Here is a 22,589-nt window from a genome sequence, read left to right as displayed (position 1 = left end):
ACGAGTGGTAATTTGCAAAAAATCATACACTACAAATGCCTCTTTACACGATGATACACCGCTTATAAAGAATCTTCTACATCTCAGCAATCCTATTTTCTTTCTACGTATTCTCTATGGTTATTGCGACACAAACAATCCTAAAATTATGAGAATTCGTATTCTATTTATCCTGCTAATGACCACATATGTAAGCTATAGTCAAATAAGTGGCCAAGTTATAGATGCCAATAACACCCCTATTCCATTTGCCAATGTGATACTCTATAATGACCTCACAAAAGAACTTACAAAAGGTGTCATCACTAGTGAAACTGGTGCTTTTTATATAGATGATATCCCAGATGGACATTATACCGTACAAATACATTTGATTTCATATCAAACATGGAATTCAGAGTCGTTCGCTTTCGCGAAAGCGGATACAAAAACATTCCCAAACATCATACTATTAGAGGAAGCAACCGCACTGGACGAAGTGGCTATTGTCGCCAAAAAGAAACTCATAGAACGCACTCAAGAAGGGAGTGTGATTAATGTGCAAAGTAGTATTTTGACCAAGGGAAGCTCTGCTTTACAAGTATTAGAACGTTCACCAGGAGTCATTTTAGATCAGCGAAACAATAGTTTTTCTCTAAATGGAAAGAGTGGCACTACCATTATGATTAACGGAAAAACACAACGCATCCCTACTTCAGACCTTATTACACTGTTACAAGGAATGAGTGCCGACAATATTCAGAAAATAGAATTACTCATCAATCCCTCTGCTCGCTATGATGCCGATGGGAATGCAGGTATTATCAATATTGTTATGACTAAAAATGAAGCATTAGGTACACGTGGTAATGCTACCGTTTCTGCAGGATATGGAGAAGGAGTAAAACAAACATCAAGTGTATCGCTTAATTACGGTAGCGAAAAAACAACGCTATATGGTTATTATTCATTCTCATATGACGATACCTATAGTACTTGGAATGGCCTTGGGAGTACCAATATTCCCGTATTTGGGGGAGAAACATTTATTGATTTTACCAGTGAAACCTCCCAACTCAATAGAAATCATAACCTAACATCGGGTATCGAATATCAACTCAATAAAGCCTCGCTTTTTGGAGCGAGTATCACCTACAATCAATCAAATCCATCTATTCAAACAGATAACCGTGGCTTGTATAATTTCCCTATCAATCCTTTTCTGGATGCACGTATCAATCTTAGAGCTAATGGCCAATGGAAAAATTACAATACCTCTGCTTTCTATGAAACTAAAAATGACAATCATACTTTTGGTATTACGGCAGATTATATAAACTATAAGAATGATACCCCAAACAACGTACAAAGCATATATCTTGATGAAAATGGTATTCCTTTTCAACCCGAAGGTGAGATTTATAATAATGGAAATCGAGGAACAAATAGCACTTCTATAGATGTAGGTGTTTTAAAAATAGATTATAGTAGACCTATCAATGAAAAGCTCACGCTAGAAGGAGGTATAAAAGGCTCTCTTTCAAAAACAACCAACAATGCACGCATTGAGATACAAGAAGGCGATACGTTTATTACAGATCCTAGATTTGTAAATATCAATGAAAATACAGAGCAAATTGGTGCTGTTTATGGAATAGCAAATTACACACTTAGCAATTCTATAAATGCACAATTAGGTGTACGCTATGAATATTGGAATCAAGAGTTTGATGATGCTAGCTTAGATCGTAGTTTTGGACAATTATTTCCGTCTGTATTTCTCACCAAGACACTTTCAGATACAAAAAGCTGGAACCTCGCTTACAACCGCCGAATTACACGACCAAGCTATAATGATCTTGCTTCTTTTTTAAGTTACAATAGCCCCACCTCTGTTTTTAGTGGAAATCCGCAACTCTCACCTGCTATTACCAATAGCCTCACAATTACCTATGCGTATAAAGCCTATAGTTTTTCTGTAATAGCAACACAGGAAGATAATCCATTAGCGCGTTTTCAGGTTACTGAAGATGACCGAAGTGATCTTGCTATTATTGCTCCACAAAACTTGAAATATCAGAATAGCATAGACTTCCAATCTAATATTCCTGTCAAAATAAATAATTGGTGGCAATTAAATCTAAATGGAACCATTGGTGTACGACAATTTAAATTACTCCATACAAGAGAGCAACTCACGCATGATTATGTGCATTATAATTTTAATGGAAGCCAGACTATACAATTTCCATCAAAAATATCTTTAGAAATTTCAGGGTGGTATACATCAAAACATTTTAATGGAAGTGCCACTGTGCAAGGGTTTGGAACTGTAAATGCAGGACTTAAAAAAGAATTTAAAAATGGAAGTAGTTTACAACTAAGTGTCACCGATATCTTTAAAAGCATTGATATTAAGTCACAAGTAGGTGATCTTACACGAGAAGCCTATGATAATGTATTTGATGTGCGTTTTTTACCAGAATCTGCAGTATCAAGTATCTGGCGACTCAGTTTCTCCTATCCGTTTGGAAATACAAAAGTAAAAGAAGGAAATAGTAGATCTAGCGCCGATAGTGAAAAGGCTAGAATCCAAAATTAGTCCATTTAATCCGCAAACGCTTGAAATTCGACTAGATGCAATCCTGGATTAGCACTATTACGAATCAGGTTAAGACGAACATATCGAGCTTTTGTGGGTTTTATAATATCTTCTTGTCCTTCAGGGACTGATAATTTTCTGTTCTCACTTTGATCTACTGCTTGTTTCCATGATGTACCGTCTAATGATACATCAATCGTATATTCATAATACCGATACCCATCCCAAAAGGTATAGGTTTTAAAACGTGTAAGTTCATGAGCTTGTTCTAAGTCTATGATCACCCAATTATCACCATTGGTATGTGTTCCCCAATGATCCCAACGGGCAATCTCTCCATTATTGATAAGGGAAGGAACACCTAACTCATTATCACCATGACAGGTACTCACTGGTTTCCCTGTAGTTAAACTCGTTTCTAATCCTAATTGTACGTATTCTTCATACCAAGAAGCACCTATCTGATCACCAGCCGTATCAAACAAGCCAACCTTTATTGTTTTAGAATCCTTAAGTACGATAGGATCTGTATATATACTGCTTATCGCTGTAGGTGTACTTCCATCTGTAGTATATCGTAAAACCCCATCACGTTTTGAAGAAAAATGAAAGGTTGCTGTATCTGCAAACTTATGATTCTCCCAACTATGAGGAGATAAATCATTAACAAGTCCTGTAACCTTAGCCTGAATAGGTGCTAAGAAATACTTCTTTTCTAACGTTTGTCCGATAGGCGTACCATTTCTAAAAGCTTGAAAAGAAACCAGTCCCGATTCTTTTAATATAATAGGTAAAGAATACATACGATCCGTATTTGTGGGGATACGTCCATCTTGGGTATAACGAACCGCTATGTCATTGTGAGCCGACTTAATGTGCAATGACAATAGATCTTCAAATTCAAAATTCTCATAACGATTTGCATCGTCCCAATCACCTTGAGTTAATCCACTTTCAGTCAGTGTAAAAGGAAATAAAATCGCTTCTAACTGTTGGTCAGATTTTTGATTTCTAGAAGCATATGTAGCATAATCAGTGGCATTTGTATTCCATAAACGTTCGCTCATAGCTGCTAAACGTTTTCGTAAAGTGATTAATTCTTTATACTGTCCTTGTTCCCAAGCACACATGCTTCCTCCAATAATCATAGATGCACTGTCTTTAACGCGATGCCCTGGTAATTCTTTAGGCGTTTGATCACTTTTCCATTGGTTGGGTGACCAATCATAGATCGTTTCTGGAGACCATTTACGATTATTAACAACATATAGAGGTTGCCAAGAAGCATTAATGACAGTATACCCATCTTGTGCCAATTTTTGAGGAGTATAATCGGTCATATTCCACGCCATAATTACAAAATCCTTCGGAATCTTCACCTCACTTTCCAATTCAAAACCTGTCCAGATCATCGGAGTTTTTCCGATAGCTTTCACTTGTGTTCCTACACGAACAATAAAATGATGGTATAGATCTGTCAATGATTCTAATTCGTGTGCTTTCATATACGCCTGTACTTGTGTGTCATTCTCAAACCCACCCATATATACCTCATCACCTCCAATATGGATATACGGACTCTCTGGAAAAGCTTCAGCTACTTCTTCTAATAAGGTTTGGATCCCTTCATACACCTGCTCACTTCCCATATTTAACGTATAGTAGTTTTCTTTACTATTTTCAATGCCCCAACGTTGCGCATCGGCGCGAATAAAAGCACTTGAATGTCCAGGCATATCAATTTCTGGAATTAAGGTGACTCCATACGCTTTCGCGAAAGCGTTTAAAACCATCAAATCTTCTTTAGAATAATGCTTCTCAGTACGTAACTCTGGAAATGCATCACTAGAAAAAGTAAATAAACCATCATCGGTGAGATGTAAATGCACATATTTTACCTTATAAAATCCAGCTAAAACAATAAGCTGTTTCAAGGTATTTACCGAATGCCAATTACGAGATAAGTCAATCATTACTGAACGGTACTCATAATCTGGTTGGTCCTTAATGCTACCTACTGGAACCGTACCTTGTTCCGTAATAAGCTGAGATAAGGTCATAATACCAAACCGAACAGCACGGTCGCTTCCGGCTTGTATACGTATAGATTCTTCAGAAATATCAAGTTGATACGCTTCTTCAGGCATCGCAATATCAATGGAAAGTTCTAATCTGCTTGACAATTGACTTTCTAAATTAGGAGTTGAAGCATTTGGATTAAAAATAACTTGGTCCAATATATACTGATAATCTCCAAACTTTTTTACAGTGGTAGGTTGATCGCTAAGTGGTTTTAAAAGATTTATAAAGGCACCCGTAAGAGTAACTTCTTGTGGTACAGGCACAATAGAATATTCATAAGTATCGATACGCGCTTGCTCAGTACAACTTACAATAGAGATATATAAACAAAATACAATGAGCCTATAAAAAATATTCATATCGATAAAGTATTAAAACCACTCCCCTTCTATCTAAAAATGAAAAGGCTACAACGAAGCTACTAAAATAACACATCACAATAAGCAACCAAAAAGTTGCATATTAAAATAGTTTTTGTATTTTAGCAACCAATTAGTTGCATTAATCAAAAAATCAATACCAATGAAAGACATTATTTCAAAAGAACAGTTATTTAATCATCCCATTCAGAAAGTATGGGATGCAATTACCAATCAAGAGCAAATCTCAACGTGGTTTATTCCAGCTACATTTAAAGCAGAAAAAGGATTTCAATACTCATTTAATGCGGCTGGAGGAGAATGCTCTCCTATACGTGGTGAAGTATTAGAAGCAACTCCTTACACACTTATCTATTCTTGGATTGTTACAGAAAACCCTATGGAAACTATTGTAAAATGGGTATTAGAAGAAGTAGAGGGTGGCACAAAATTATATTTGGAACATTCTGGGATTTCAAACTATCATGGAGAGACCGCTATTGAAATGTTTCAAAGTTTTAATGGAGGTTGGGATAATTGTTTAACAGGACTTAGCGGTTATTTAAAAGATATCGTACATGCAGGATAATATTACAAAAATATTAAAAGCGATTTCTGATCCTACAAGGCGTGAATTATTTCACGCCTTAGTGATCGCAGCTACAGCATTGCCTATTACACAGGTTTCTGCACAGTTTAATATTACAAGACAAGGGATTACAAAACATTTAAAAACATTAGAAAATGCAGGCTTAATTACCATTACTACCTCTGGTAGAGAACGTTTTTGTAAAGCAGAAGCTGCTCCTTTACAAGAGGTGAAAAATTGGGTAAGTTTTTACGAGAAATTCTGGGATACAAAACTAGATCAATTAGGAGATTTTTTAGATCAAAAAGAATAACTTTTTAAGGGGCTTCTTTTTTGTATACAATATTATGAGGGAGACCTACATCTTTCATATCTGTGAGCATAAAACCATGCTGTTCTAATAACCGTTTAGAGGGAAGATTCTCTATATGTGTATATGCGAGAATAGTTTCTATTTGAAGAAGGTTATAGCCAAAATTCATCACAGCAGTTAATGCTTCACTCATATATCCTTTTCCTTGATAATCTGGATGTAAATCATATCCTACCTCTGCTGTTTTTCTATCCTTAGAAAAATTCCAAAGCGATATGGCGCCTATATATTGATCTTGATGTTCTTTTAATGTGAGTACCCAATAAATACTCGCTCCTACTTGTCTATCATGTAAACGATCTTTAATAAAAAGGTCTATTTGTTGTAACGACGTTGGAGGTACACGTTGGATATATGCATTTACTTCAGGAGCAGAACGCATATAAAAAATTGCTTCTCTATCTCCTATCCTTGGCGCACGAATGTATAACCGTTCTGTTTGTAAAGGCGCAAAATCTGAAAAGTTTTTAGGCATATAAATCATAGTTTATTAATTGCATGTACGTCCTAAAATTTGATGTTCATCTTTTTGAAAATTTGATAATTCCAGTCCATCCTCTACAAGAATACATTGAAGTTTCTCTGTACCTTCTACTCTAAGGGTTGAGAGGTTTTTATTATTTAAAAGGTTAAGGTATTCTAAATCATTATTATAGCCACAGTATATCGTATGCACTTTTGTAAGCATACTTAGGTCTAGGCGTTTAATAGAATTCAATTTACAATCTAATATTTTTAAATTTAGGTTTTTACTAAAATTCAATTCTTGCAAATTATTAAATGAACAGGATAGCCAATATAGATTACTAAGTTTTTCTAATTGGAGTTCTTTTAAATCATTACCTCTTACATCTAAGATTTCTAAATACTTATTTTTACTTAAATCAATTGTTGTTAGATCATTTATAGCAACATTCAAGTACATTAAATGTTTAAAATGCGCTATTCCCTGTAATGATTTTATATGTTTACCAGAAACAGTAAGTTTTAAAATTTTTAAAGCCTCTTCTTCTTGTATTTTTCCGTCACCATTTTTATCTATAATTGTATTACCAAGTAGCGTGTCATCACTTTCTTCTGTACCAGCTATCAATAAAGCATTTAAAAAATTCTTATCTGGAATATCAATATCCTGAGAAAAAACGCTAAAGACTTGAAGAAACAAACATATGTGAACTACCTTTTTGAACATTTCAATGTATAGACTATTAAAAAAAATAAATATACTAAAACTAAGCACGCTTGATCAAAGTCATTTCAATTTTCTAAATAATATATAGATATAATGCATCAAATCAATTAATGACAATAAACTACGTATAATTAGTAGTATTTTTGTGCAAATTGTACGATTCAAGATGAAAAAAATAAGCCATTGGTTATATGATTTTTTGATAAAGAAAGAGTTTTCTGAAACGATGGCCACCTATCTCAATGTTATTGTTTTATGTATCCTTTTAGTTGCTGTATTATTAGTTATAGATATGCTTTCGCGAAAAATTTTACGCAAAGTATCTAGCGGGATTGCTACCGCTTCAAAAACAAAACTCGATGATTTACTCATAGAAAATAGAGTTCCCAGACGCGTAGGTCATTTAATTCCATTTATGATTGCTTATTGGACAGTTCCTCATATTTTTCAGGACTTTCCTCAAACCCAAAAAGCAGCCATTATCTTTTTAAAATTACTGGCTATTGTATTGGTATTACGAATAGCACGTGCTTTTTTAAACTCATTAAAAAGTTACTTTAAAACCAAACCAAGGCTCAAGGATAAACCTATAGACAGTTATATTCAGGTCTTTATGATTTTTGCTTGGTTTGCTGGTGTATTTCTAGCTCTTGCAGTAGTTGCAGATATTGATTTATGGAAATTTTTAGCAGGATTGGGGACCATCTCTGCTGTGATTATTTTAGTATTTAGAGATACCATATTAGGATTTGTAGCAAGTATTCAAGTAGCAACCAATGATATTGTACGCATAGGTGACTGGATTACATTTGATAAATATGGCGCCGATGGAGATGTGATAGAAATTAATCTTGCTACTGTAAAAGTTCAAAACTTTGATAAAACCATCACAACCATTCCTACATATGCACTAATTTCTGACAGTTTTAAGAACTGGCGAGGCATGAATGATTCTGATGGAAGACGTATTAAAAGAGCTATTTATATCAAACAAGAGAGTATAAAGTTTTTAACTTCTGATGCTATTGAACAGCTTAAAAAAATCGAACTCATTACTACATACCTCTCCGATCGTCAGGAAAAAATAGATGCTTCAAATACTTCATTAGGAATTTCTAGAGAGCTTCAAGTGAATGGGCGTAATCTTACTAATATTGGGGTATTTAGAAAATATATGGAAACTTATATCTCACAACACTCTGCGGTTAATAAAGATATGATGATTATGGCTAGGCAACTGGCTCCTACTTCTCAAGGAGTTCCCTTAGAAATATATTGCTTTAGTAGTGATAAACGATGGCAAAACTATGAATATATCATGGCAGATATTTTTGACCACTTTCTAGCATCTGTATCTTATTTTGATTTAGAATTATTTGAACTACCAAGTACAGGCGTATACGTACCTAAAAATTAAGGATATACTTATTTACAATCTACTGAAAGCGTGATCCCATCTAGTGTTTTCCAAACTGTATGGTCATATGCTTGAGGGGAAAATGTAAATAAAACAGTGTACTTCTTTGTATCCGCACAGTAATCGGCAACTGCTTTTACTTGTAGTGTTTGAATAGATTTTGTGAAAAATGCATCAAATACTTTTACTTTTCCAATATAGGTTGTTGTTGTATTTGTTATTTCTTTTTTCACAAAAACAACTGTTGTTTCTGGAATATCAGTAACACCATTGCCTTTTCCAACCACATCCATAAGTCCATCAAAATACGCTGCGATATCTTTTTCCAATTTTTGCTCAGTGAGTTTTGGATCTTCATCCAGGTACCATAAAAAAGCATACGTCCAGAATTCTTCACTTTCTGGTTTTCCCCATCCTTTTGCAAAGCGTACTTCTTCTATTCCTTTATAATCTAAGGATGGTGCAAATGCAATAGGAAATGTTAATTGCTCGCTACGCCACGGTTCATCTATTTGCAAGAGTAGTGTTTCTTCTTGAGCAAACGTAGAAGATGTCATAAATGCACATAAAAACAAGAATAGTAGGGTTGATTTCATAAATAATAAGTGGTGTATGGTGGGTTTACGCTTTAACGCTACACTCTCCCTTTGGTCGTGAATCTCACAAGCTCGATTTCGCGAAAGCGTATAAAGAATTTCTATAAAAAAATTAATCTTTTACGATAATCACAGTGGCTTTTACACCCGTGGCAAGATTCCATATATTGGAAGAAATAACCTGTCTATTATCATCGTACATCACAAATTGAGCAGTATTAGGCCCTGAAGTACCTTGGTTTAAAGCAGTGATGTCTATTTTATTAAAACCTGTTTTAAGATCTATATAGAAGCCTTGAAACTCTCCAGCTAGATGAATATTAGGATGTATTATTGTGTCATTTACAGCTACACTTACTCTATCTCCATCTACATACTCATGATCTCTATATAAAAAACGTACAAATTTAGAACCGCTTTTAAAATCACCAAAATGTTGATCATTATAATATTCGGGTTTTAAACCAGCATCTTTTGTATAATTATTCTTGTTGTTAAGCTTATTTTCTAGGGCAGTATAATCTTTTTTAGCAAACTCCTCCCCTTCCATAAAACGGACTTCTCGTTTTTTTGTGCCGCTTTCTGGTTGTCCTAAACGAACCTTACTTTTTACACTTACCGTTTCTGATGAAATACTAGAAGAAGCATTTTCTGGAGAAACCAAAATAGGCTTAGGTGCTTCATTATTCTGTTTCCCTTCAATCTTAATAGATTTACGAGGCGCATCTATTTGTGCATACCCTATACTCACACAGAATAGTGCAATCCAAAATAAGGAGCTTTGTAAAATAGATGTCTTAGGTGTAGTTTTCAAAATAATTATTTGATGAGTAAAGATAGTAAATGCGTATTAATAATAAATGAAACTTAACATATCCATTAACAAGTTTTGTACCAAAATCATGCTTAAATGGGCTTAAACTTTTACTTAGGTCGTAAAATTATGTATCTCTTAACACAATGTACTTAAAATAAAAAAGGAATGATGTGCGTTATGCTAGCATCAATCAAATCGAACCTTTATGAAAATCAACGTTTTTTATTTTTTAGCATTTCTAGTATGTATAACCACTGCATGCAGTACACGTGATGATGACGGGAATTCAACTAGTGGTATTGAGTGCCTTAATTTAGGAGCACAAGAATTAACACTTACGATAGAAGATTCTTTTACGACACTTCCATCTAAGGTTTCTGTGTTTTTTAGAGTTACCGATCTAGATGGCAATGGAGTGCCCGGATTAAATCCATCTGATTTTAGAATTTTTGAACAAGGGCGTAATGATGCGTGCTTTAATGAAATATCAAGTTCTGAGTCTTCTGCAGAAATCTCACCTAATTCGCAAATTTTTGTAAATAATACCATCCTAGTCCTTGACTTAAGTAATAGTGTATTGAGTTCTAGTTTACAAGAATTAAAAGATGCATCTATTAGTTTTATTACAAATGTGGTCCCATCTATACCTACAAATTCTTTCCAAATGGGTATTTATTGGTTTGATGGTGAAGATGTATTACATGAGTTACAACCTCCTACATCTAGTGCTACTGTATTACAGGATGCCATAAATAGCATCACACCAGATATAAGCAATGATCCTTCTACAGATTTATATGGTGCTGTTATTAAATCGACGCAAGTGGCAGAAGACCTCATCACAAATGCAGAAGCGCAGGATATTTTTGGTGCTGCTTCTATTGTTATTTTTACAGATGGTACAGATCAAGCAGCTCGTTTTACGGAACAGGAAGCGTTAACCGCCGTAAATAATGCCGATGAAAATATCTCATTTTTCACCATTGGATTGGGTGATGAAATAGATGAAAATACACTTTCTCAAATAGGGACTTCTGGAAGTGTTTTTGCAACAGATAGTTCAGAATTAGAAACGGTATTTAATCAAGTTTCAAATAATGTTGCAAATCAAGCAAACAGCTTTTATTTATTTGAATACTGTAGCCCTAAAAGAGATGGTAGTGGAATGAATAATCTTGTCATACAAGCCATTTCAAACACAAGAACTGGTGTAGTTGAAGCTACTTTTGACGCTACAGGATTTAGCAGCGGATGTCAATAAACAACTCTAATTTGTGTATTTTATCGATTATTTAATGCTTTTTGTCTTTAATGTTTTAAAAAAAGGTATTTTCCATAAATCTAATCAGAGAACATCTGTAGATTTATACTATGCTAGTTGCTGAATCAAATTTAAAATATGAATTGGAAGATGTATACATCTTATCTACAGGTGTATTCTATTTCTTCGAAGATTTCATTATCTCAGAGATTAATGAAGGGGTTCACTTTAATTGGGAAGCCGCACAGGATATTATAGAACTAGCATTAAATCATTACGGTAGTGGGTCTAAAATATCTTATATCTCAAATAGGATTCACTCCTACTCTATTGAAGCACAAGATTGGTTAAAGTTTTTTAAACAAAGACATACGTTAAGATCATTTGCTGTTGTGACTTATTCTAAGAGTGGTTTAATTAATGTAATGATGGAAAAAATATTTTTCAAATCAAAAATAAAGACGTTTGAAAATTTATACGATGCTGCAGCATGGGTAAGTACTCACAAACCAACCATTAGAGATAAGTCTATGGTTAGCTAATTTTTTTTCAAAAAAATCACATTACAAACTATTTCATTAAGACATCATGTATTTTAACTATACAAAAATGTCATTAATCTAGAATTGTATTTGCTTTCCTCATCAATGTACATATAAAACAATACTAATTGTATTTTACATATATGAAAACATTTGACTACAAAGCCTTACCCCACTTTGAACAAACGTATATTTTACAGTGTGGCACATTTCATTTTTACAAAGATTTTATTATATCTCATATAAATGAAGGAGAGTATATTACTTGGGATAGCGCTCAAGAACTTATAGACATTGCCATAGGTCATTACGGGAAAAAAATAAACATCTCTTTAATATCAAATAGATATAATACCTATGAGATAAAATATGACGATTGGAGAAAGTTTTACAAAGAAGGTTTTCAGCTAAAAGCATTAGCTATTGTTACGTATAATAAAAGTGGGCTCATTAATTTTATGAGTGAAAAGAAAATGTTCCGTCATAAAATCCGAAATTTTTATTCATTAGAAAATGCTATAAAATGGGTTACCTCTTTAAAGTAAAAGAGGTATCATTCTAAAAGCGGAGATTTATAATAATCTACTTCTTTGATATCTAGTCTGTTTATATGCATTTTAAGGCGTTCTAGGTAGGAATCCCATCCTAGATTGTCTTCTCTAGACCAACCCAGTTCTGCGTGCCCTATAAGCCTTGGGAATACCAAATACTCAATGGCATCCATATCTTTTACGGTCTCTGTCCATAAAGGAGATTCTATTCCAATAATTTGTGAAGAAGGCACATCTTTTAAGAGCGTACGAGGATTCCAAATATAGGCACTATCAATAGGCGTTAAACCTGCCCAAGTAAGACCTATTTTAGTGTCTTTCGTATATTTCATATCCAGATACGTTTTTGGTGCTGGAGATAATACAACAGAAGCTCCTTGTTTAGCTCCTTTTGTGGCAATGTCATTATTTGTCCAATGTTGCACGATCGTTTCATCAGAAATACCGGCACTTTGAATATCTTCCCAACCCATTACATTCTTGCCGTATTTTTTAACGATAGCTTGCGCTTTTGTCAAAAACAGATTATAATCTTCTTTAGGAGTAACGTGGGACTCATCACCTCCTAAATGAATATAATCACCATCGGTAAGTGAAGCCAACTCTCTAATAACATCGTCAAGAAAAGTATAAGTGATTTCGCTATCTACACATAGTGTACTAAATCCTACTTTCATTCCTGTATATAAATCTCTTGCCTTTCCATCACAATTTAGTTCTGGATAAGATGCTAAGGCTGCATTGGTATGTCCTGGCATATCAATCTCAGGTATAATAGTAATCTGGTGTAATTTCGCGTAAGCTACAATATCTCTATACTGAGCTTGTGTATAAAATCCTCCTTGATCTCCACCTACCGCACTAGTGCTTCCAATTTCTGTAAGTTTTGGCCATGATTTTATTTCTATACGCCATCCTTGATCATCAGTAAGGTGTAAGTGTAGTTTATTGATTTTATAACTAGCTATTAGATCGATATATCGTTTTACATCTTCTACAGAAAAGAAATGCCTTGCTACATCTAGCATAGCTCCCCTGTAAGCATATGAAGGAGCGTCTTCTATAGTGACGCCTGGAACGGCCCAAATCATATCTGGCGTTAAAGTCTTGTTTTCAATTTCATCAGGGAGTAATTGATATAATGTTTGAACCCCCATATGTAACCCAACCATTGTACGTGCTCTGATAATGATACGGTCCTTAGATGTTTTAAGTATATAGCCTTCATCATTAGAAATTTCACTAGCACTCGCATCAATAACAAAGTGAATACTATTTGTGGCTAGTTTACTTTCATTTTTTGTGGCTAATATAAACCCGCTTGGTACCCTAAAACGATTAGAAAACCCTTGAGCTACTGCTTGACTTTCTAGATTTGTGCCTGCATAAATAACCGTTGTTGCATCAATAAGAAACCCTTCTTCATGTGTAACTATTTCATTTGGATATGGAATGAGCGAACGTTCAGATAGAGGCACAAGAACTTGGGCTTTTTCTGGAGTACAGCTTAAACAAACGTATAACACTGTTACTATAATATATATATGCTTTTTCATCTATAAAAAATACTAAATTATGATTCTAATCGATAATACCCACATTTAAGATAGGCTCCTTCTGGAAATCCAATAGGATGATCGCTATCATGAAATGTCTTCTCTATGACTTTATAAGAACGTTTACTTTTTACAATTGCTTGTTCAGAAATATCAAAAAATTGCTGTGCTGTTATTCTAGATGAGCAAGATGCTAGTACTAAAATTCCATTTTTAGCAACCAATTGTGTTCCCAAAACGGCTAACCTATTATAACTGTGTTTAGCACTTTCAATTTCTCTTGCGCTCTTTGCAAAACTTGGAGGATCAATTACAACAATATCAAATTTTTTATGATCATCGATAAGCTGTTGTAATCCTACAAATGCATCTATAGCCATGATTTTATGTTGTCCAGTACTAGGATTCAATTTTCCATTCTCAAGAGCTACTTCTAAAGCTTGTGCGCTTATATCTAGACTCAATACTTCTGTTGCACCACCGGCAAGAGCATGTACAGAAAACCCTCCTGCATAGCTAAAAACATCTAATACTTTTTTTCCTTTAGACATTTCTCCTACACGTTTTCTATTATGTCTATGATCTAAGAAATAACCAGTTTTATGTCCATGTATTACATTAGCAGAAAAGCGAATCCCATGTTCTTTAAAGTAAATAACTTCAGATGATAATGTACCATGAATAACTTGACCATCCTTAAATTCATGCAAAGCCGATTTCTGTAAATTACGACTCAACCGAACAACTACTGTTGCAACTTTAGAAATAGCAACCAATTCTGGTAGGATCATCTCTATATATGGAAACCATATGCCTGTATAAAACTTAACAACTAAAACATCTTTATAAACATCGGCTATTAAGCCTGGAAATCCATCATTCTCACCAAATAGTAGACGGTAACTATCGGTATCTGTTTTTAATAACTGATTTCTCTTTGAGAAAGCAACATGTATTTTTTCTTTAAAGAAAGCATTGTCAGGAGTTGCTGGAACAGGGCTAATTACTTTAATTCTAATAGGAGAATCTGGGTCATAAAGACCAATAGCAAACACCTTATCCTTACGCTGATCAAATAGAATCGCAATATCGCCTGTATTTCCATCTTTATTTTGTTTAGCAATACTATCTTCAAAAATCCAAGGATGTCCTTGTTTCACAAGTTTCTCCGCTGTAGCCTTTAATTTTATGGCTAAACGTTGTGTTTTAATATGTGGAAATTTGATCATGTAGGATGCTAGTAAGAAATGTTGGCTATTTTTTTTAAGACAATGCTTCTAAAGGAACTAAAACATCTGACGTCAATTTAAAAATAATGCGATTATAATGAAATATAATGGAGTCTATTGAATTAATAAATGTACTAAACCCTTCACCTTTAAAAGAGTTTTGACTGAGTCTATATAATGTATTAGAATGCACCAAAACAGATAATAACTCTTCTTTAGTTTCTATATTTGGTAAAGGTACAAAAGGAACCTCTTCAAGACGTTGTTTCGCAGCTTCAAAAATCTTTATCATCTCATTAGATCGATTTGCAAAGGCATTAATATCGCCTTCAGTAACATCTCCAGAATCTACCAGCACCTGATATTCAGAAATAATAGTATTGTTTTTTGCAACAAAGCTTTCAAGATTTAGCTGTAATATTTCTAATAGTTTAAAACGATCTAATTGTGTTTTTCGAGATTCTTGAGCAGTAGCGATATAACTTAAGTGAAATAAAGTCTTGTCCCAATCTTTGAAAGAATCTTTAAAATAATGTAATTTTTCTTGTTGGATACGATCTCCTGCGTGTTGAAAATTTTTCTTCTTATAAACCGTACCTTCATATTCAAATACTTTTGCTTTAATAGCACCTGTACTAATATCAACAAGCTTTTTATATTGCTCATCCATAATTTTAACAGGAGCCATGAGCGTCACTAATTGTTCCTTAATTAGTTTTTCAAACTGTTGCTTTATTTCTGAGACATCTACGTTTAGAAAAAGGTTTTTATCTCTTACTTCTTCAGCACTTGGAATAGAAAAATAACGTTGTTGAAAATTATCTAAATACTCTTTCCCAAATATTTGTTCGGTTTGCTTCTCATCATTAATAAACGAACGCATCTTTTCTAATGAAGGTGTATACACATCTTCCTTTAACCCCATACCATGTATATATAGATTTTTAGTAAGAGTCGTCTGAATTTCATTAGCGTTATTAAAAAGACCCCACGGGCTTGAGTGATCTTCTATCCCATCTACAAAAGGGTTTTTAGCATTTTGCTCTCTATCCATATTTGATGGATGACTAGCATACATATTTAAAGAAGAGAATGTTTCTTTTTCCTTAAACACTATAGCACGCCCATTTGAATCTACCTCTCGTTCTTGAATGGATGCATTCATTTCTTCTTTGAGACCCTCTAATAACTCTGCTTGATGCGTAAATAAATTTGTAGTATATACTTTTTGTTGCGAAGCAGTTCCTGTATAACCAAGTGTTTTATTCCATGATTCAAAAGCTTTTTCTAGTTTCCATAATGAATTAATGATAGCATTACTTCCTGTAAGACTTACTGCCACTTTATCGGCATGGAATTCCATCTCTCTAGATAGCGATGCATGCAGTATATTTAAGAGTTTGTATAATAAAAAAAGGAGTTGGCGTATGAGCCATACAAAAGGGGTGATTATCCATGCTATAAAAGAGATACGTATATCAATACTTCTCCATATCTCTAGAGCTCTATCCCAATAATCACGCTCAAATATCATGTTATGAATAATGGTATTGGTCATGTATACATAACTACCTACACGCATACTAGATTGAGAAAAGTGACCAAACTCATGTGCCATTACTGCTTTAAATTCGGTTAGGTTTAATCCATTTACAAGTGCAAGTCCTATTCTTAAATTTTTCTTTCCAGGATAGAAAAGGCTTAAAAAAGTACTGTGAAAAGATACCGATGCATTTACATCGTGATCAATGATTATTTTATTGGGTTTAGGAGCTTTTGCATCATCTGCAATACGATGAATAAATTTATAAAGTTCGGGTTCATCCTTAGGTTTTACAACCACACTAATTTTATCTTTATGTTTATTCCTTCTAAAAATAAATTTAAGTGTAAATAAGAATAACATAAAAGCGCCTACAGCAGCAGCAAGGTTAAACACATCACCATCAATGGTCTTAAATTCTTCAAATTGCCAATAGGTAAGCATCGCAAATCCAATGACCATCCCAAAATATAATAAGAAGAACAATAACAATCCAGAAATAGCCATAATTACCTTATTGACATAACTATTCTGTACACTTGTAAAGTCGTCGGATAGATTTCCTGGGTTATCTGGATATTTCATATATAGTATTTAATAAAACAAGATTAAGCAATTATACGCTTTCGCGAAAGCGTATACAACTTCACCGTCATTTTTTGTACATTAACGCTATGAAGATATATCATTTTTTAATAGCCTTTTTGTTGTTTTCTTATGTAAGTAGTGCACAAGACTCTCCTCTTGTAAATATCGAAACTTATGGAGGAAACTATGCCTATGATGTCAAATATGCGACCGATGACAATTTTTTAAAAACAACGGTATACGATTGTGTCCAATGCTTGCTTTTACCAGAAGTTGCTGAAGCCATTGCTGCTGCCAATCATGATTTTTGCGAATTAGGATATAAAATCCAATTTTTTGATTGTTACAGACCGCTATCTGTTCAAAAGAAAATGTGGGCTATTTTTCCAAATCCTTCATATGTAGGAAATCCTTATAAGAGTGGTTCTATCCATAATAGAGGAGCCGCTATTGATATGACTATTGTAAAATTGGATGGAACCCCTTTGGATATGGGAAGTGATTATGATCATTTTGGAAAAGAGGCGCACATAGATCACCCTCATCATAGTGATACTGTAAAGGCGAATCGGAAATTATTATGGGACGTTATGAAAAAAAATGGTTTTTCTGTGATTAGAACAGAATGGTGGCATTTTAATTACGATGCAAAAAATTACGGATTAAAGGTGCTAGATATTGATTTTGATTGTACGAATTAGTATCTACATATAGAACATAAAAAAAGCGTTTACAGAAGGTTCTGTAAGCGCTTTTATATGTAGTTTATTGTTATTTAGGATCTAATAAAGCATCTATTCTAGCAATAACATCCTGATAATGATATTTGGTAATTCTATTTACATTTCCATTTTTAGCGTTTCTAAGTATAGAACGTAAGGTTGTAAGCTCGCCACGCACTAGTGACTTAATATCTGACGTATTTGTATCATATACAAACGTACTTTCAAAACCAGGCCTTCCTCTTCTTCTTGGAGGTCCATCGTCTGTCATTAAAAACTGCATTCTATCTACATACGACTTCTGTAAGTTACGTCTATAAATGTCTACACTTTGACCACGCGAAGCTTCAGACCATAATCCCTTACGTAATTGAGATAACATCTCATAAGCACTGTAATACTCTTGATTAATGGTTTCGGCATCTATTAATCGTCCTATACGATCAAAACTTAAAAGACCATTTAAATAGCGAGATTGTACCCTACGCATACGTTCAAAGTAACCAGCATGGTCTATGTTCTGCAATATTGAAGCATCAGCTAGCCAATCCTGAGTTTTAAATAGATTTTCTTGTAACCATTGCATAGATTCTTGCTGTGCATTTTTGTCTAAGTGTGTATACACAACTCCAGATTGATCAGGGTTTTTAAGGTTTTCATATACCCCTCCTATATTGGTTACAACATGACCTACATACCTACTATACACCCCTAGTAATTCTCCATATAGTTCTTCTAAATCTTGATAGTTATTGGTTTGATCAGAAGTCCAAGCTGGTAAATTTTGAGCTACATATCTTAAGTTTTTAAGTCCATATGTACTTGCTTTAATAGGATCATTCCCTATCCCTTCTGTTTGTGATTGTGGATCAAAACGACTAGACTGACGACCGTATTTATAGACAGGATTATCTGCTTTTTCTACAATCCACTTATTGAGTGTAGCTAGTTCTGCTTCTGGTGTTTTAGCATTAGGTAACCATCTATATCCCCAATTTACTGCATAATGATCATAAGGCCCCATTTGACGAACAAAGCGAATGTTTTGATCTCCTGGCTGTGCAATGTAATTATATCGTGCATAATCCATTAAACTTGCGGCAATTCCATTTTCTTGAGTAAAAGCCCCATCTCTATAGGATTCTACATCATAGGCATAACTAGCAGCCATATTATGAGGGAATCCGAGGGCATGTCCAACCTCATGTGCAATTACCATACGCATCATCTCTCCTATTTCTTCATCAGGAGTATTTAAAGTACGAGCGCTTGGGTTTGCTGCTCCTGTTTCTAATAGATACCGATTTCTATAACTACGCAAGTGGTTATGATACCATATAATATCACTTTCTATAATCTCGCCACTACGTGGATCAGAAACACTAGGTCCTACTGCATTACGTGTAGTACTTGCTACATAACGTACAACAGAATACCGTATATCTTCAGGACTAAATTCAGGATCTTCTTCTGGCGAAGGAGCATCTTTTGCTATAATTGCATTTTTAAATCCAGCAGTTTCAAAAGGTTTTTGCCAATCTTCAATACCTTGTTTGATATACTTTTGTAAATTTTCAGGAGTACCAGGGTCTAAATAATATACAATAGGTTTTACTGGTTCTACAAGCTCTCCTCTCGCATATGCTTCTGGATCTTTAGGCTCTAAACGCCATCTTTCTATATACGTCTTCTCATCAGCTTTTAAAGCATCACTCCCATAGTCATATTGACTTACTGTAAAAAACCCTACACGTGGATCTGAAATCCTAGGTTGCATAGGCTCTTCAGGTAATAGAATCATAGATTGATTCATTTGAAGACTAATAGACTCTGTACTTCGAGCTGTAGGTGGTTCTGAAGCATCATAGGTAAAGTCTTGTTTTACTTCTATATTCAATGGATAGCTTTTTACACTATTAATAAAACTACGAGAAGCATCTAATCGCTTTACTTTATATTGTTTACGTAAGAATGAAGGTAACCCACTAATGGCTTTTACATCTGTAGAAAACAGTTTTGTAACATCTACAACCACAGCCGTAGAATCTTCATTAAAGGCTTTAATATCAAAAGCATATAGAGTAGGTTCGTAATTATTAACACGTACAGAATTACTAATTGCCTTTGTACTATCTGCTACATTTCTATATGATTTTACTTTCAGTAAAATTTTATTTTGAAAACGTTGCCAGTGAACTACTTGTTCATTTGTTTTGGTACCAGCATTAAAGAAACCTCCTCCTAATCCAGAAGGAATTTGCGCTATACGACTTACCCAAAGCATGTCTTTTTCTAAGACATTAAAAGGAATTTCATAGAGATATGTTTTTTTGACACGATGTACCTGAAAGAGACCACTATCAGTAACAGCTTCTTTAGTGACTACATCTTTATAGTCTTTGATGTCCTTTTTATCCTTTTTTTCTTTGTTTTCGGTTTTTTCTACTTTTTCAGGAACTCCTTTCTTTTTTCTTTTGTTCCTTTTCTGAGCATGTGTAGTACTAGTAACGCAGAATACACATAGTAAGCAAAGTGCTAAAATTCTCTTCATTGATAAACGTATTGGTTGATGATATTATGCACCACACAAAATAAGAATAACAAAATACTTAACAATAACTTAGAAGAACATTAACATTTTAATAAGTTTTTAGGGCTATTGTTTAGAAAAACGAAAACGATATGACTGAGGGGTTGTAAGGTCGCCGCTTCCTCCCCAACCTTCATAAGCAAAAACTAAATCTAATTCAAAAACAGTATCATCTGCAAGATCTACGATTCCAAAATTTTCTTCATCTGGTCCTGTTAACGCATTAAATGCAGAGTCTCGACAAAAGAGATTTACAGATTGGTATATTTTTGGATACACATTTGTACCAGCTATTGTAAATTCTAGACCTTCTGCTATAAGTCCAGTATTTCTTACGTTAGGTGTATTTCCTGCTGTGATAGATACAATTCCCTGCTCTCCTAAATTAAAAAAAGAGCCATTTGGTCCTGAAATGATTTCATAAGAATAGGTTCCCGTATATAAATCATTATCAATAGTGTCTATCACATTAATAACATATCTATAAGGTGATTTAAAGAAACAAGCATCCGTAAGTATAGAGGAACTTCCATTTTCAGTACTAAAAGTACGCCCATCTGTAAGATGTATTTCTGCTCTTAATTCAAATTGATCTCCCGCCAAAATGGAATTTGAATCAAGATTAAATGCATCTATCGCATCTTGATATATGACTTCAATAGTACCTACAGGCAATCCATTACCGCCTGGTTGAAAATCGGAGCTAGGAACATCTTTCAATACAATCTCAGCCTGACTATTATTTCCGTTACTTGGGGTTCTATCTAAATATTGGAGATACAATCTTACAAAATCAAAAATCCCCCCTTCTTCAAGATCTTGTTCTTCTAGAACCACTGTAAAAGCACTTTGAAGCTCTGTACGTTCAAAATTTGGAGAAACTCTGTCTATATTACGTAATATAGCACCGCGTTCTATTTGTTCTACCACTGTATCTATTGCTTTATCATCTTCACTACAAGACATAGTAAACATAAATACTGCTACAAATGCCAATCGATATAATTTTATCATAGTTCTATTTTATTGTTTAGTAAATTTAAATGTATATAATGTAGAAACACCAATAGCGTCATCTCCATTATCTAATGTCCCGTCCCATCCTTCAAATCCAATATCGATATCTAAGAAAAAAACGGTATCGTCATTAAGATCAATAGTGCCAAAATTTGTATCATTAGGTCCCGATAAAATATGAGGTCCCGATTCTATACAAAAGAGGTTTACTGATTGATAAATCTTTGGATACACATACGCTCCTGCTATTGTAAACTCTAGTCCCTCTCCTATAATTCCAGTAGTTCTAACATTAGGAAGATCACCTGCCATTATTGATACAATACCCTCCTCTTGAATTCCAAAACTAGGATTAATTACATCTGACACTATTTCATAAGAATACGTTCCTGTAAATAAATCTTCTGGAATAACTTCTATCACGTTTATTTCATATCTAAATGGAGACTTAAAAAAACAAGCATCTGTAAGCACAGAAGCACTCGTATCTAGCGTACTAAAAATACGACCATCAGTAAGATGAGTTTCCAAACGTAAACCAAATTGATCACCAGGTTCAATAAGTCCCGTATTTATAGCAAGAGCATCTACAACCTCTTGATAGCTCACTAGAATGGTCGTTCTTGGAAAAGCATCTGGTCCAATTATAAATGCATTAGAAGGGATATCTTTTAAAATAACTTCCTGTGTACTATTGTCACTACCATCAATTGTACGATCTCTAAACTCTATATGCAAACGAACAAAATCAAGAAGATTTCCACCTTCTATATCTTGTTCTTCTATTTCAAGTTCAAAAACACTTTCAAAATCAGTATGTATAAAGTCCTTACTTACCCTATTAATATTACGCAATATAGTACCGCGTTCTGTCTCTGCAAATACTTCTTCAATAGCTTTGTCTCCATCAGTACAAGAAACTATAGAAATAAAAAACAGTGTAGATAATACTCTTGATAATCTCATCCTATTAATAGTTTATGT

The 22,589-nt window shown here is 34.0% G+C and carries 19 protein-coding genes; 8 read left to right on the top strand and 11 right to left on the bottom strand.

Going from position 1 to position 22,589, the window contains the following annotated elements:
• Positions 1-148: 148 nt before the first annotated feature.
• Complete coding sequence (locus CHB80_RS22120) at positions 149-2,581, top strand: TonB-dependent receptor domain-containing protein (RefSeq protein WP_089373705.1); 2,433 nt, start codon at positions 149-151, stop codon at positions 2,579-2,581.
• 5 nt (positions 2,582-2,586) lie between these two features.
• On the opposite strand, the gene CHB80_RS22115 is transcribed toward CHB80_RS22120, so the two are convergent.
• Positions 2,587-5,022 carry a family 20 glycosylhydrolase gene (locus tag CHB80_RS22115; protein ID WP_089373704.1) on the bottom strand — a complete coding sequence of 812 codons (2,436 nt, stop codon included), beginning with the start codon at positions 5,020-5,022 and terminating at the stop codon, positions 2,587-2,589.
• A gap of 163 nt (positions 5,023-5,185) precedes the next feature.
• Between CHB80_RS22115 and CHB80_RS22110 the strand changes: the two genes are divergently transcribed.
• Positions 5,186-5,611, top strand: coding sequence for an SRPBCC family protein (locus CHB80_RS22110; protein WP_089373703.1), 426 nt, complete (start codon positions 5,186-5,188; stop codon positions 5,609-5,611).
• A complete protein-coding gene (locus tag CHB80_RS22105) occupies positions 5,601-5,924 on the top strand; it encodes an ArsR/SmtB family transcription factor (RefSeq protein WP_089373702.1) in 324 nt (107 codons plus the stop codon). The genes CHB80_RS22110 and CHB80_RS22105 overlap by 11 nt, the downstream gene beginning before the upstream one ends.
• A gap of 4 nt (positions 5,925-5,928) precedes the next feature.
• Here the strand turns inward: CHB80_RS22105 and CHB80_RS22100 are convergent, their stop codons facing one another.
• Both CHB80_RS22100 and CHB80_RS22095 read right to left on the bottom strand, forming a co-directional pair.
• A complete protein-coding gene (locus tag CHB80_RS22100; RefSeq protein WP_179218246.1) occupies positions 5,929-6,459 on the bottom strand; it encodes a GNAT family N-acetyltransferase in 531 nt (176 codons plus the stop codon).
• Between the two features lie 15 nt (positions 6,460-6,474).
• Positions 6,475-7,176 carry a leucine-rich repeat domain-containing protein gene (locus CHB80_RS22095; protein WP_143337220.1) on the bottom strand — a complete coding sequence of 234 codons (702 nt, stop codon included), beginning with the start codon at positions 7,174-7,176 and terminating at the stop codon, positions 6,475-6,477.
• Between the two features lie 166 nt (positions 7,177-7,342).
• Here CHB80_RS22095 and CHB80_RS22090 point away from each other — a divergent pair, with 166 nt between their 5' ends.
• Positions 7,343-8,593, top strand: coding sequence for a mechanosensitive ion channel family protein (locus CHB80_RS22090; protein ID WP_089373699.1), 1,251 nt, complete (start codon positions 7,343-7,345; stop codon positions 8,591-8,593).
• A gap of 8 nt (positions 8,594-8,601) precedes the next feature.
• On the opposite strand, the gene CHB80_RS22085 is transcribed toward CHB80_RS22090, so the two are convergent.
• Together CHB80_RS22085 and CHB80_RS22080 are read right to left on the bottom strand one after the other, a co-directional pair.
• Positions 8,602-9,189, bottom strand: coding sequence for a hypothetical protein (locus CHB80_RS22085; RefSeq protein WP_143337219.1), 588 nt, complete (start codon positions 9,187-9,189; stop codon positions 8,602-8,604).
• Between the two features lie 112 nt (positions 9,190-9,301).
• On the bottom strand, positions 9,302-10,003 hold the full coding sequence (locus CHB80_RS22080; protein ID WP_089373697.1) for a hypothetical protein: 702 nt from the start codon (positions 10,001-10,003) through the stop codon (positions 9,302-9,304).
• Between the two features lie 208 nt (positions 10,004-10,211).
• Between CHB80_RS22080 and CHB80_RS22075 the strand changes: the two genes are divergently transcribed.
• The 3 genes from CHB80_RS22075 to CHB80_RS22065 all read left to right on the top strand — a co-directional run bounded on the left by CHB80_RS22075 (position 10,212) and on the right by CHB80_RS22065 (position 12,354).
• On the top strand, positions 10,212-11,267 hold the full coding sequence (locus CHB80_RS22075) for a VWA domain-containing protein (RefSeq protein ID WP_089373696.1): 1,056 nt from the start codon (positions 10,212-10,214) through the stop codon (positions 11,265-11,267).
• Positions 11,268-11,377: 110 nt separating this feature from the next.
• Positions 11,378-11,809 carry a hypothetical protein gene (locus CHB80_RS22070; protein ID WP_089373695.1) on the top strand — a complete coding sequence of 144 codons (432 nt, stop codon included), beginning with the start codon at positions 11,378-11,380 and terminating at the stop codon, positions 11,807-11,809.
• A gap of 143 nt (positions 11,810-11,952) precedes the next feature.
• On the top strand, positions 11,953-12,354 hold the full coding sequence (locus tag CHB80_RS22065; RefSeq protein WP_089373694.1) for a hypothetical protein: 402 nt from the start codon (positions 11,953-11,955) through the stop codon (positions 12,352-12,354).
• A gap of 8 nt (positions 12,355-12,362) precedes the next feature.
• Here the strand turns inward: CHB80_RS22065 and CHB80_RS22060 are convergent, their stop codons facing one another.
• The 3 genes from CHB80_RS22060 to CHB80_RS22050 are packed head-to-tail and all read right to left on the bottom strand — an operon-like array spanning position 12,363 to position 17,273.
• The gene (locus tag CHB80_RS22060) at positions 12,363-13,916 is read right to left on the bottom strand and encodes a family 20 glycosylhydrolase (RefSeq protein WP_089373693.1); all 1,554 of its coding nucleotides are present in this window, start codon (positions 13,914-13,916) and stop codon (positions 12,363-12,365) included.
• Positions 13,917-13,933: 17 nt separating this feature from the next.
• Positions 13,934-15,145: a class I SAM-dependent rRNA methyltransferase gene (locus tag CHB80_RS22055; RefSeq protein ID WP_089373692.1), complete on the bottom strand. Its 1,212-nt coding sequence runs from the start codon at positions 15,143-15,145 to the stop codon at positions 13,934-13,936.
• A gap of 34 nt (positions 15,146-15,179) precedes the next feature.
• Positions 15,180-17,273, bottom strand: a complete 2,094-nt coding sequence (locus tag CHB80_RS22050) for a M48 family metallopeptidase (protein WP_089373691.1) — start codon at positions 17,271-17,273, stop codon at positions 15,180-15,182.
• Positions 17,274-17,362: 89 nt separating this feature from the next.
• Between CHB80_RS22050 and CHB80_RS22045 the strand changes: the two genes are divergently transcribed.
• A complete protein-coding gene (locus CHB80_RS22045; protein WP_089373690.1) occupies positions 17,363-17,977 on the top strand; it encodes a M15 family metallopeptidase in 615 nt (204 codons plus the stop codon).
• Positions 17,978-18,047: 70 nt separating this feature from the next.
• Here CHB80_RS22045 and CHB80_RS22040 read toward each other — a convergent pair whose 3' ends face one another.
• The 3 genes from CHB80_RS22040 to CHB80_RS22030 all read right to left on the bottom strand — a co-directional run bounded on the left by CHB80_RS22040 (position 18,048) and on the right by CHB80_RS22030 (position 22,571).
• Positions 18,048-20,549: a zinc-dependent metalloprotease gene (locus CHB80_RS22040; RefSeq protein WP_089373689.1), complete on the bottom strand. Its 2,502-nt coding sequence runs from the start codon at positions 20,547-20,549 to the stop codon at positions 18,048-18,050.
• A gap of 105 nt (positions 20,550-20,654) precedes the next feature.
• The gene (locus CHB80_RS22035) at positions 20,655-21,602 is read right to left on the bottom strand and encodes a hypothetical protein (RefSeq protein ID WP_089373688.1); all 948 of its coding nucleotides are present in this window, start codon (positions 21,600-21,602) and stop codon (positions 20,655-20,657) included.
• A 9-nt stretch (positions 21,603-21,611) separates the two neighbouring features.
• Positions 21,612-22,571 carry a hypothetical protein gene (locus CHB80_RS22030; protein ID WP_089373687.1) on the bottom strand — a complete coding sequence of 320 codons (960 nt, stop codon included), beginning with the start codon at positions 22,569-22,571 and terminating at the stop codon, positions 21,612-21,614.
• Positions 22,572-22,589 lie beyond the last annotated feature (18 nt).

This window comes from Dokdonia pacifica, assembly GCF_900188275.1.
GTDB classification, from domain to species: Bacteria; Bacteroidota; Bacteroidia; order Flavobacteriales; family Flavobacteriaceae; genus Dokdonia; species Dokdonia pacifica.
Note: the sequence above shows the minus strand (reverse complement) of the source record. Positions and strands in the feature narration are given on the sequence as shown.

Excerpts from the sequence above, each read along its gene's own strand:
- CHB80_RS22120 (WP_089373705.1), top strand. The coding sequence starts at position 149 with ATGAGAATTCGTATTCTATTTATCCTGCTAATGACCACATATGTAAGC.
- CHB80_RS22115 (WP_089373704.1), bottom strand. The coding sequence starts at position 5,022 with ATGAATATTTTTTATAGGCTCATTGTATTTTGTTTATATATCTCTATT.
- CHB80_RS22110 (WP_089373703.1), top strand. The coding sequence starts at position 5,186 with ATGAAAGACATTATTTCAAAAGAACAGTTATTTAATCATCCCATTCAG.
- CHB80_RS22105 (WP_089373702.1), top strand. The coding sequence starts at position 5,601 with ATGCAGGATAATATTACAAAAATATTAAAAGCGATTTCTGATCCTACA.
- CHB80_RS22100 (WP_179218246.1), bottom strand. The coding sequence starts at position 6,459 with ATGCCTAAAAACTTTTCAGATTTTGCGCCTTTACAAACAGAACGGTTA.
- CHB80_RS22095 (WP_143337220.1), bottom strand. The coding sequence starts at position 7,176 with ATGTTCAAAAAGGTAGTTCACATATGTTTGTTTCTTCAAGTCTTTAGC.
- CHB80_RS22090 (WP_089373699.1), top strand. The coding sequence starts at position 7,343 with ATGAAAAAAATAAGCCATTGGTTATATGATTTTTTGATAAAGAAAGAG.
- CHB80_RS22085 (WP_143337219.1), bottom strand. The coding sequence starts at position 9,189 with ATGAAATCAACCCTACTATTCTTGTTTTTATGTGCATTTATGACATCT.
- CHB80_RS22075 (WP_089373696.1), top strand. The coding sequence starts at position 10,212 with ATGAAAATCAACGTTTTTTATTTTTTAGCATTTCTAGTATGTATAACC.
- CHB80_RS22070 (WP_089373695.1), top strand. The coding sequence starts at position 11,378 with ATGCTAGTTGCTGAATCAAATTTAAAATATGAATTGGAAGATGTATAC.
- CHB80_RS22065 (WP_089373694.1), top strand. The coding sequence starts at position 11,953 with ATGAAAACATTTGACTACAAAGCCTTACCCCACTTTGAACAAACGTAT.
- CHB80_RS22060 (WP_089373693.1), bottom strand. The coding sequence starts at position 13,916 with ATGAAAAAGCATATATATATTATAGTAACAGTGTTATACGTTTGTTTA.
- CHB80_RS22055 (WP_089373692.1), bottom strand. The coding sequence starts at position 15,145 with ATGATCAAATTTCCACATATTAAAACACAACGTTTAGCCATAAAATTA.
- CHB80_RS22050 (WP_089373691.1), bottom strand. The coding sequence starts at position 17,273 with ATGAAATATCCAGATAACCCAGGAAATCTATCCGACGACTTTACAAGT.
- CHB80_RS22045 (WP_089373690.1), top strand. The coding sequence starts at position 17,363 with ATGAAGATATATCATTTTTTAATAGCCTTTTTGTTGTTTTCTTATGTA.
- CHB80_RS22040 (WP_089373689.1), bottom strand. The coding sequence starts at position 20,549 with ATGAAGAGAATTTTAGCACTTTGCTTACTATGTGTATTCTGCGTTACT.
- CHB80_RS22035 (WP_089373688.1), bottom strand. The coding sequence starts at position 21,602 with ATGATAAAATTATATCGATTGGCATTTGTAGCAGTATTTATGTTTACT.
- CHB80_RS22030 (WP_089373687.1), bottom strand. The coding sequence starts at position 22,571 with ATGAGATTATCAAGAGTATTATCTACACTGTTTTTTATTTCTATAGTT.